This is a genomic window from Nocardioides sp. (genome assembly GCF_035703625.1).
Lineage (GTDB): Bacteria > Actinomycetota > Actinomycetes > Propionibacteriales > Nocardioidaceae > Nocardioides.
This window is the reverse complement of sequence record NZ_DASSXS010000018.1, coordinates 1-8,631: the sequence shown is the minus strand read 5'-3', so window position 1 is coordinate 8,631 and position 8,631 is coordinate 1. Positions and strand designations below refer to the sequence as shown.

Here is an 8,631-nt window from a genome sequence, read left to right as displayed (position 1 = left end):
GCCTTGTCGTCGGCGCTCCACCAGTCGTTGAGGTTGCCGTCGCCGTCGTACTGCGCGCCCTGGTCGTCGAAGCCGTGGCCGATCTCGTGGCCGATCACCGCCCCGATCCCGCCGTAGTTCTCGGCCGGATGGGCGTCGGGCGAGAAGAACGGCCGCTGCAGGATGCCCGCCGGGAAGCAGATCTCGTTGGTCCCCGGGTTGTAGTAGGCGTTGACCGTCTGCGGCAGCATGAACCACTCGTCGCGGTCGACCGGCGAGCCGATCTTGCGCAGCTGGCGGTCGGTCTCGAACGCCGAGGCGGCGGCGACGTTGCCCAGCAGGTCGTCGGAGCTGACCTGGAGCGCGGAGTAGTCGCGGAACTTCTCGGGGTAGCCGATCTTCGGACGGAAGGTGTCCAGCTTCTCGAACGCCCGACGCTTGGTCTCCTCGCCCATCCAGTCGAGGTCGGTGATCGACTGGCGGTAGGCCTCGATCAGGTTCGCCACCAGCTCGTCCATCTGGGCCTTCGACGTCGGCGGGAAGTGTCGGGCGACGTACTCCCGGCCGACGGCCTCACCGATCGCGCCCTCCACCAGCGCGACACCGCGCTTCCACCGGGCCCGCAGCTCGGGCGTGCCGTTGAGGGTGCGGCCGTAGAAGTCGAAGTTGGTCTCGACGAACTCATCGGACAGGTACGGCGACGCCGCGCGCAGCACATGGCTGCGCAGCCACTCGCGCCAGTCCTCGATCGGCACCTCGTCGAGCACCGAGGAGAGGTGCTCGAGGTACGACGGCTGGCGGACGAGCGTCTCCGCGATCACGGCGTCGGGGTCGATGTCGGGACCGCCGAGGTTGGTGACGTAGGCGTGCCAGTCGAAGGAGGGGCACAGCCGCTCGAGCTCCTCGGCCGTGACCAGGTTGTAGGTCTTCTGGACGTCGCGGGTCTCCGCCCGCTCCCAGTGACCCGCCGCCAACCGGGTGTCGATCGCCAGTACGGTCGCGGCCGCCCCGGCCGGGTCGTCGTGACCGGCCAGGCCCAGCAGCCTCTCGAGGTAGGCGACGTACTTGTCGCGGATCTCGGCGAACTTGTCGTCGCGGTAGTAGGACTCGTCGGGCAGTCCCAGCCCGCCCTGGAAGACGTTGAGGACGTAGCGGTCGGAGTCGCGGTCGTCGGTGTTGACGTAGGCGCCGAAGAGGCCGTAGCCGCCGATCCGCTCGAACTCCCCGAGGAAGGCGGCCAGGTCGCGGACGTCGCGCAGCGCGTCGACCGCGCCGAGCAGCGGCTGCACGGGGCGCAGGCCGAGCTTGTTGATCCGCGTCTCGTCCATGAACGAGGCGTAGAGGGCTCCGATCTTGCGGGCGTCCTCGTCGGCTCCGCCGTCGCCCGTGGCGACCCGGTCGGCCAGACCCTCGATGATCTCGCGGACGTGCTTCTCCGCGTCGTCGGCGAGCTGCACGAACGCACCCCAGCTGGAGCGGTCGGAGGGGATCTCCGCTTCCTCCAGCCAGCGGCCGTTGACGTGGCCGAACAGGTCGTCCTGGGGTCGGGTCTCGGGGTCCATGCCCGGGCGGGCGTCATCGAGGATCGTCACGCCCCGACCCTAACCGCCGGCCGGGCCGGGGCAAGCCGTTTGCCCGATCAGTCGCGGACCCGGACCACCGACTTGCCGAGGGTCCGCCGGTCGTCCATGTCCGCCAGGGCGCGGCCGAAGTCCTCGAGGTCGTACGTCGCCCCGATCGGCGGCTCGATCGCGCCACCCTCGAGCAGCGGCAGCAGGGCGTCCCACTGCTCGTGCATGTAGCCGGGACGCACCATCGCGTAGGCCCCCCAGCCCACGCCGCGGACGTCGACGTTGTTGAGGAGCAGCCGGTTCACGCGCACCTCGGGGATGCCCTGGCCGCCGGCGAAGCCCACGACGAGCAGCCGGCCCTGCGGCGCCAGCGCCCGGAGCGAGTCGGTGAAGACGTCGCCCCCCACGACGTCGAGGACGATGTCGACGCCCTCGCCGTCGGTGAGCCCGAGGACGGCGTCCTTGAAACCGTCGACCAGCACCGTCTCGTCCGCGCCCGCACGCCGGGCCAGGTCGGCCTTCTCCTGCGTGCTGACCACGGCGATGGTGCGCGCGCCCAGGCCCTTGGCCACCTGGATGGTGGCGGTACCGACGCCCCCCGCGGCGCCGTGGACGAGGACGGTCTCGCCCTCCCGGACCTGGCCACGCTCGACGAGCGCGAACTGGGCGGTGAGGTAGTTCATCGGCAACGCGGCGCCCGCCTCGAAGGACACCTGCTCGGGCAGCGAGAAGACCGACATCGGAGGGGCGGCCACGAGCTCCGCCGCACCGCCGTAGGGCAGGACGCCGGCGACCCGCTCGCCGACCTGGTAGCCGTCGGGGCCGGAGACCACGGTTCCGGCGAAGTCGACGCCCAGCGTGAACGGCGGCTCCGGCTTGAGCTGGTACTCCCCCTTGCTGAGCAGCAGGTCGGGGAAGGAGACACCCACGCGGTGCACCTCGACCAGGACCTCGTCGGGGCTGGGTGTCGGCTCCTCGACGTCGACGACCCGGACACCCTCGGGGCCGGTGGGCGAGATGACCTGTACGGCGCGCATGTCCGCGAAACTACGGGAGTCGGCAGGTCTCGGCCTACGCGGGGTTGACCACCGAGCTCATCTCGAAGTGCATGGGGTCGGTGTAGTTCCAGTCGCCACCCCAGGCGAAGCCCCACTTCTTGAAGATCGAGACCACGGTCCGGTCCATCTCGCCGGTGGTCCCGCGCTGGTTGCCCGGGACGTTGAAGTCCATGGCCAGCCCGAAGGAGTGGTTGGACAGGGTGGTGGTGCCGGCGATGAAGCGCGGGTAGTAGCAGCCGGCGTACTCGTCCGGGTGCAGCTCGTCGGCCAGCCCTCGGCTGACCACCTCGTCGAGCGCGGCGCGCAGCTGCGGGAAGATCGCCTTGTTGCACGTCATCGCGCCGATGATCGGCATCACCTCGGTCGCGATGTGAGTGGCCTCCCAGGCGGGGTCCGGGGCGATCCGGCCACCACCGATCACCGTGTAGTTGAAGGTGCCGACCACGTCGGCGGCCGTGCCACCGGTGGGGATCGCGGTGTAGGCGGCGTTGGGGTCGAGGCCGAACCGGGAGGCGGCGTCGAGGTTCTGGATCGAGGCCTGGTCGCCGATGATCCGCTGCAGCGGCTTGCGGATCGACTCCGGTGCCGCCTGGCCGGTCGACAGGAGCACGGCGTTGCCGAGCTCCATGTCGAGCTCCTCGGCCCACTTCTCGTTGACCACCCCGTCGATCCGGAGCGTCTGCGGCACGTAGGCCCCGATGTGGATCTCGGGGGCATCCTCGCCGGAGCCGAGGGCGATCTCACCCTCCTTGTCCTGGAACCGCTTGCCCAGCGCCGGGGTGATCGACAGCTCGCCACCGGCGACCCGTTCCCACACCTCCTGGAGCTGGGCGATGCTGGTCGGCGCGAACCGGCGGAAGCTCGCGGGGTCGACCGCCGCGAGGTTGAGCGCCCGGTTCTCGATCACCACGTTGCCCAGACCGAAGGTCTCCATGGCGGAGACGGCCTTGAGCCGGCCGATCCGCTTGATCAGCGAGTCGCTCAGCGGCTCCTGGTTGAAGATCAGGACGTCCGCCGCCTCCACCGGGTCCTTCATGGGTCCCGGGGGTTCGACGGCGAGCTCCGGTTCTGCGGGTTGGGCGGCGTCCTGGGTCTCGCCGCCGCCGGGGTCGGACCCACCTGCTGTCTCCGCGGGACCCTCGGCGGCCGCGGTGGCCGGCGGGGAGTCGGGGCTCGAGTCGTCGGGGCCGCAGGCAGAGATCGCGGCCAGCACCATGCCGGCCGCGAGGACGCGCAGCACCTGTGACCCTCCCACGTGCCAAGGTTAGGCGGATCCGTCAACCCGCGGGGGTCCCGGACCAGCAGGGGGACCCCCGGTCCAGACCGGGCGCTAGGCAGCCGCCTCGAGTACGTCGTTGCGGATCGTGAGCCAGGAGACCAGCCCACCGACCACCAGCATCCCGGCGCAGGCGACCATCGCGGCGCGGTACCCGGCGTCGAAGGCCACCGGGTCGGCGTAGTCGACGCCGGAGAGCCCGGCGGCGACCGGCAGCACGGCAACCGCGAGCAGCGAGCCGATCCGCGCGACGGCATTGCTGACGCCGCTGGCCACGCCGGCGTTCCGGTCGGGTGCCGCGGCGAGCACGGTCGCCGTCAGCGGGGCGACCATGAGCGCCAGCCCGAGACCGAAGACCGTGACCCCCGGCAGGACGTCGCGCCAGTAGTCCACCTCGCCGCCGATTCCCCGCAAGAGCATGGTGCCCGCCCCCATCACGATCGGGCCCAGCGTCATCGGGAGCCGTGGCCCGATCCGGGCGCCGAGAGCTCCTCCGCGGGAGGCCAGGAGGACCATGCAGATGGTCAGGGGGAGCAGCGCGACCCCGGCCGCGAGCGCGGTGTAGCCGCTGACGGTCTGCAGCTGCAGGACGACGAAGAAGGTGACGGCACCGAGGGCGGCGTACACCAGCAGGGTCATCACGTTGGCCGAGCTGAACGTGCGACTCCGGAACAGGCCCAGCGGCAGCATCGGGTCCGGGTGTCGCGACTCGGCGACGACGAAGGCGGCCGACGCCGAGAGGCCCACCACCAGGGCGACCGGCGCGAGGCTGTCACCCCACTGGATCAGGCCGTAGGTGAGCCCGGCCAGCGCGAGGGAGGCCAGCACCGCCCCGGCGATGTCGACGCGACCGCAGCCCGCGCGGTCCTGGCTCTCGGGGACCCACCGCACCGCGATCCAGATGGTGATCGCCGCGATCGGCAGGTTGATCAGGAAGATCCATCGCCAGGAGGCGTAGTCGACCAGGATCCCGCCCACGAAGGGACCCACCGCGGCGGCGATCGCGGCGAGCCCGGACCAGGTGCCGATCGCCCTGGGTCGGTCGGCCGGGCGGAACGCCCCCTGCATCATGGCGAGGCTCCCGGGCGTCAGCAGGGCCGCCCCGGCTCCCTGCAGGATCCGTGCCGCGATCAGCACCACCGGGGTGGGCGCGAGGCCGCACAGCAGTGAGGCGCCGGCGAACGCCAGGGTGCCGAGCACGAACATCCGCCGCCGGCCGAACCGGTCGCCCAGCCAGCCGCCGAAGAGGATCAGGGAGGCGAGGGACAGGAGGTAGCCGTTGGTGATCCACTGCAGCTCGGAGAGGGTGGCGCCCAGGTCGCGGCCGATGGTGCGCAGGGCGACGTTGACCACGGTGGTGTCGAGGAGGGTCATGCCGGTGCCGAGCGTCGCGGCCGCGACGATCGCACGGCCTGTCGGCGTACCCATCCGGATCGCCGCAGGTGCCGAACTGCTCACATGCCCGAGCGTAGGCTGCCCACCGTGAGCAGGCCCCGATCCACGGAGCTGCGGCTCGCCGAACACGTGGACCGGCTCGGAGCCGAGCACCCGCCCATCGACCTGGCGAGCGTGGACTACACGGTGCGCCGGCCGGACGTGCTCGACCGGCGTTACGGACACGTCCTCGACTACATGGCGCGCGTCGAGCTCGAGGTCGACCGCAACGTCCTCGAGCTGATGACGATGCTGCCCGACCCGCCGGAGGTGGATCGTCGCTTCTACGCCGAGGTGTGGCGGCCCCAGGAGATCCGGCACGGCCTGATCCTCGACGAGCTGCAGGTCCGCATCGGCCGCGACAACGCCGCCGCGGAGCTCGACCACGTGTCGGCCAAGATCAGGATCCTGGGCGCCCTCTCGCACCTCGGACCGATCCAGGACGTCGTCCGGATGCTCTACTACCTGACGGGCATGTCGACGGAGCGGTCGGCGGTGCTCGCCTACAACCTGCTGCACACCGGGCTCGAGGACCTCGGCGAGACCGCGCTCACCACCACCATCGTCGGCCCGATCCGGCGTCAGGAACCCGGCCACTACGCCTTCTACAAGATGTCGGCCCGCGGCCTCGCCGAGCAGCTCTCCGGATGGCAGCGCTGGGTGGTGCGCACCCTGCGCAGGATCTCCTTCGCCCCGGTCGGCGCCAACAACGAGCACCAGAAGGCGGACTTCGGCGACCTGATGCGGACGCTCGGAATCGACCGGGACCTCGGCGCGTTCGCCCGCCAGATCTCGCGCGTGGAGCGCGAGCTGCTGTGGGTGCGCGACCAGGGGATGAAGGTCCCCGACTACGTCGTCGCCGCGTTCCGGGAGGCCGTGGAGCTGGCCCACAACCGCGCCGCCACGGCCGGCTGGTCGGGCTAGCGCAGCACGCGCGCCGCGATCCAGGCGATGTCGGTCGCGGTCTCGTCGGGCGGTCCCGACGGCTGCATCACGTGGCTCAGCACGACCCGGACGACCATGTCGATGGCGGCCTCGAGTCGGGTGGGTTCGAGCGCCACGTCGTACGGTGCCACGCGCTCGGCGACGACCACCTTGGCGGCCGTCAGCAGCGACTCCGCATGGGTGGTGAGGAGCGGGAGCAGCTCGGTGTCCGCGCCGTGGGTGGCCGAGACCACCGCGTGCAGCAGGCGGTTGTCCTGGGCGAGCTCGAGCACTCCGCCCGCGGCGGCGCGGATCGCCCCGGGGAGGTCGTCGGGGTGCCGGTCGAACGCGGTCTCGACGGACGCGAGGAAGCGGTCGAGCTCGGCGAGGATCATCGCCTCGGCCAGTGCGGGCTTGCTCCCGATCTCGTTGTAGACCGTCTGCCTGCTGACCCCGACCCGCTCGGCCAGCCGGGACATGGTGACGTGCGCCCATCCCTCGGCCGTGGTCAGCTCGACGGCCGCGGCCACGATCCGCTGCCGCATCGGGAGGGAGACGGCGGCCGGCATGCCGCCAGTCTAGGGAGCGAGTCGGCCGCTCAGCCTTCCAGGCACAGGGCGAGCACCGGACAGGACGCCGTCGCCGCGGCCAGCTCGCCGCGGTGCTCCTCGTCCGGTGTTTCGTCGTGGACGTGCATCACGTCGTCGTCGTCGAGCTCGAAGAACTCGTGGGCCATCGCCGCAGCCCTTGCCGTGGCCCTCACAGCGGTCACGGTCCACCACGATCCGCATCAGGCCTCCACGCGCTCGGCGGGCTCGAAGTCCACCTTCTCGCGCACCCCGCAGTCCGGGCAGCACCACGAGTCGGGGATGTCCTTCCACGCGGTGCCGGCGGCGAAGCCCTCGTGCTCGTCGCCGGTCTCGACGTCGTAGGTGTAGCCGCACCCGGGGCACCGCGCCGCCAGCACCTCCTCCTCGCCGACCCGCCCACAACTTCCCGGTTCTTCGCTGACCCGCCCGAAAGTTTCGGGCGGGTCGGCGTACTTGGCGAGGATCCGCTCGCGCTTGCGGGGGCTGAGGTTGGCCCGGGTCAGGTCGCCGTCGAAGTGCGCGACCACCCGCGGGTCCATCACCCGGCGCCACACGGCGGGGACGATGGCGAGCACGATCATCCCGGCGTAGCCGGTCGGCAGCACCGGTGACTCCTCGAAGTCGCGCAACGACTGGTAGCGACGCGTGGGATTGGCGTGGTGGTCGCTGTGCCGCTGCAGGTGGTAGAGCAGCACGTTGGTGGCGACGTTGTTGGAGTTCCAGCTGTGGCTGGGGTCGACCCGCTCGTAGCGCTGTCGCTCGCCGGTCCCGACCTTCTGCCGGAGCATGCCGTAGTGCTCCATGTAGTTGACGACCTCGAGCAGGGAGAAGCCGACGACGGCCTGGATCAGGAGGTACGGCGTGATCCCCACGCCCAGCCAGGCGATCAGGGCGCCCCACAGCACCGCCGACATCAGCCATGCGTTGAGTACGTCGTTGCCGATCCGGAACGGGTGCTTCCCGCGCCGGGCGATCCGACGCTTCTCCAGCCGCCAGGCCGACTTCAGCGACCCCCAGACCGTGCGCGGCCAGAACTGGTAGAAGTTCTCCCCCATCCGGGCGCTGGCGGGGTCCTCGGGGGTGGCCACCCGGACGTGGTGGCCGCGGTTGTGCTCGATGTAGAAGTGGCCGTAGAAGCTCTGGGCCAGCGCGATCTTGGACAGCCACCGCTCGTGGCTCTCCTTCTTGTGACCGAGCTCGTGGGCGGTGTTGATGCCGATCCCGCCGATGCAGCCGATCGAGATGGCCAGCCCGATCTTGTCGAGCGTCGTCAGGTCGCCCTGGAGCCCCAGGGGATCACCGTTGGCGAGCACCCAGAACGCGCCCACGAAGCCGACGTACTGGATCGGCAGGAAGAGGTAGGTGATCCAGCGGTAGTAGCGGTCCTGCTCGAGCGCCTCGATCACGTCGTCGGGCGGGTTGGAGCGGTCGAGGCCGGTCATCAGGTCGATCGCCGGGACGATCACCAGGATCACGACCGGACCGATCCAGAGGAAGCCGCCGAAGCCGGTCGCCGCCCACAGGCCGTAGCCGATGAACGCAAGGGACGGCACGACCAGGCCGATCAGCCACAGGTAGCGCTTCTTGTCCCGCCACCGCTCGGTGGATCCGGCAGGAACCGTGCCCGTGGTGTCCAGGCTCTGGTGGTTCAGGCTGCGTGCGATCTGGTCGGTCATGTCCTGCCCCTCGCGGCTCGCGCGTGATCGGTTTACAAAACCATATGGTTTGTAAACCGATCTGGCAAGGGTCCCCGGAAATGCCGCTGACCCGCCCGAAACTTTCGGGCGGGTCAGCGCGGG

8 protein-coding genes are annotated in these 8,631 nt (G+C 70.7%); 1 reads left to right on the top strand and 7 read right to left on the bottom strand.

Features of this window, described 5'->3' with window-relative positions:
- From VFN12_RS00900 to VFN12_RS00885, 4 genes are all read right to left on the bottom strand, one after another.
- Positions 1 to 1,571, bottom strand: a 1,571-nt coding sequence (locus tag VFN12_RS00900; RefSeq protein WP_325116651.1) for a M13 family metallopeptidase, incomplete at its 3' end; no start/stop codon positions are given.
- 47 nt (positions 1,572 to 1,618) lie between these two features.
- Positions 1,619 to 2,587, bottom strand: coding sequence for an NADPH:quinone oxidoreductase family protein (locus VFN12_RS00895; RefSeq protein ID WP_325116650.1), 969 nt, complete (start codon positions 2,585 to 2,587; stop codon positions 1,619 to 1,621).
- 34 nt (positions 2,588 to 2,621) lie between these two features.
- On the bottom strand, positions 2,622 to 3,863 hold the full coding sequence (locus VFN12_RS00890) for a M15 family metallopeptidase (protein WP_325116649.1): 1,242 nt from the start codon (positions 3,861 to 3,863) through the stop codon (positions 2,622 to 2,624).
- Positions 3,864 to 3,938: 75 nt separating this feature from the next.
- Complete coding sequence (locus VFN12_RS00885; protein WP_325116647.1) at positions 3,939 to 5,342, bottom strand: MFS transporter; 1,404 nt, start codon at positions 5,340 to 5,342, stop codon at positions 3,939 to 3,941.
- Between the two features lie 24 nt (positions 5,343 to 5,366).
- On the opposite strand from VFN12_RS00885, the gene VFN12_RS00880 reads away from it, so the two are divergent.
- Positions 5,367 to 6,242 carry a GTP-binding protein LepA gene (locus tag VFN12_RS00880; RefSeq protein WP_325116646.1) on the top strand — a complete coding sequence of 292 codons (876 nt, stop codon included), beginning with the start codon at positions 5,367 to 5,369 and terminating at the stop codon, positions 6,240 to 6,242.
- Here the strand turns inward: VFN12_RS00880 and VFN12_RS00875 are convergent.
- From VFN12_RS00875 to VFN12_RS17555, 3 genes are read right to left on the bottom strand one after another with little or no spacing between them, the layout of a single operon-like run.
- Positions 6,239 to 6,811 carry a TetR/AcrR family transcriptional regulator gene (locus tag VFN12_RS00875; protein ID WP_325116645.1) on the bottom strand — a complete coding sequence of 191 codons (573 nt, stop codon included), beginning with the start codon at positions 6,809 to 6,811 and terminating at the stop codon, positions 6,239 to 6,241. The two genes, VFN12_RS00880 and VFN12_RS00875, sit on opposite strands and share 4 nt — an antisense overlap.
- A 29-nt stretch (positions 6,812 to 6,840) precedes the next feature.
- A complete protein-coding gene (locus tag VFN12_RS00870) occupies positions 6,841 to 7,014 on the bottom strand; it encodes a 4Fe-4S domain-containing protein (RefSeq protein WP_325116644.1) in 174 nt (57 codons plus the stop codon).
- A gap of 18 nt (positions 7,015 to 7,032) precedes the next feature.
- A complete protein-coding gene (locus tag VFN12_RS17555; protein ID WP_349256020.1) occupies positions 7,033 to 8,508 on the bottom strand; it encodes a fatty acid desaturase in 1,476 nt (491 codons plus the stop codon).
- Between the last annotated feature and the right edge of the window lie 123 nt (positions 8,509 to 8,631).

What these genes read in the sequence shown, in the direction of transcription:
- VFN12_RS17555 (WP_349256020.1), bottom strand. Translation starts at nt 8,508, where the DNA reads ATGACCGACCAGATCGCACGCAGCCTGAACCACCAGAGCCTGGACACC.
- VFN12_RS00875 (WP_325116645.1), bottom strand. Translation starts at nt 6,811, where the DNA reads ATGCCGGCCGCCGTCTCCCTCCCGATGCGGCAGCGGATCGTGGCCGCG.
- VFN12_RS00895 (WP_325116650.1), bottom strand. Translation starts at nt 2,587, where the DNA reads ATGCGCGCCGTACAGGTCATCTCGCCCACCGGCCCCGAGGGTGTCCGG.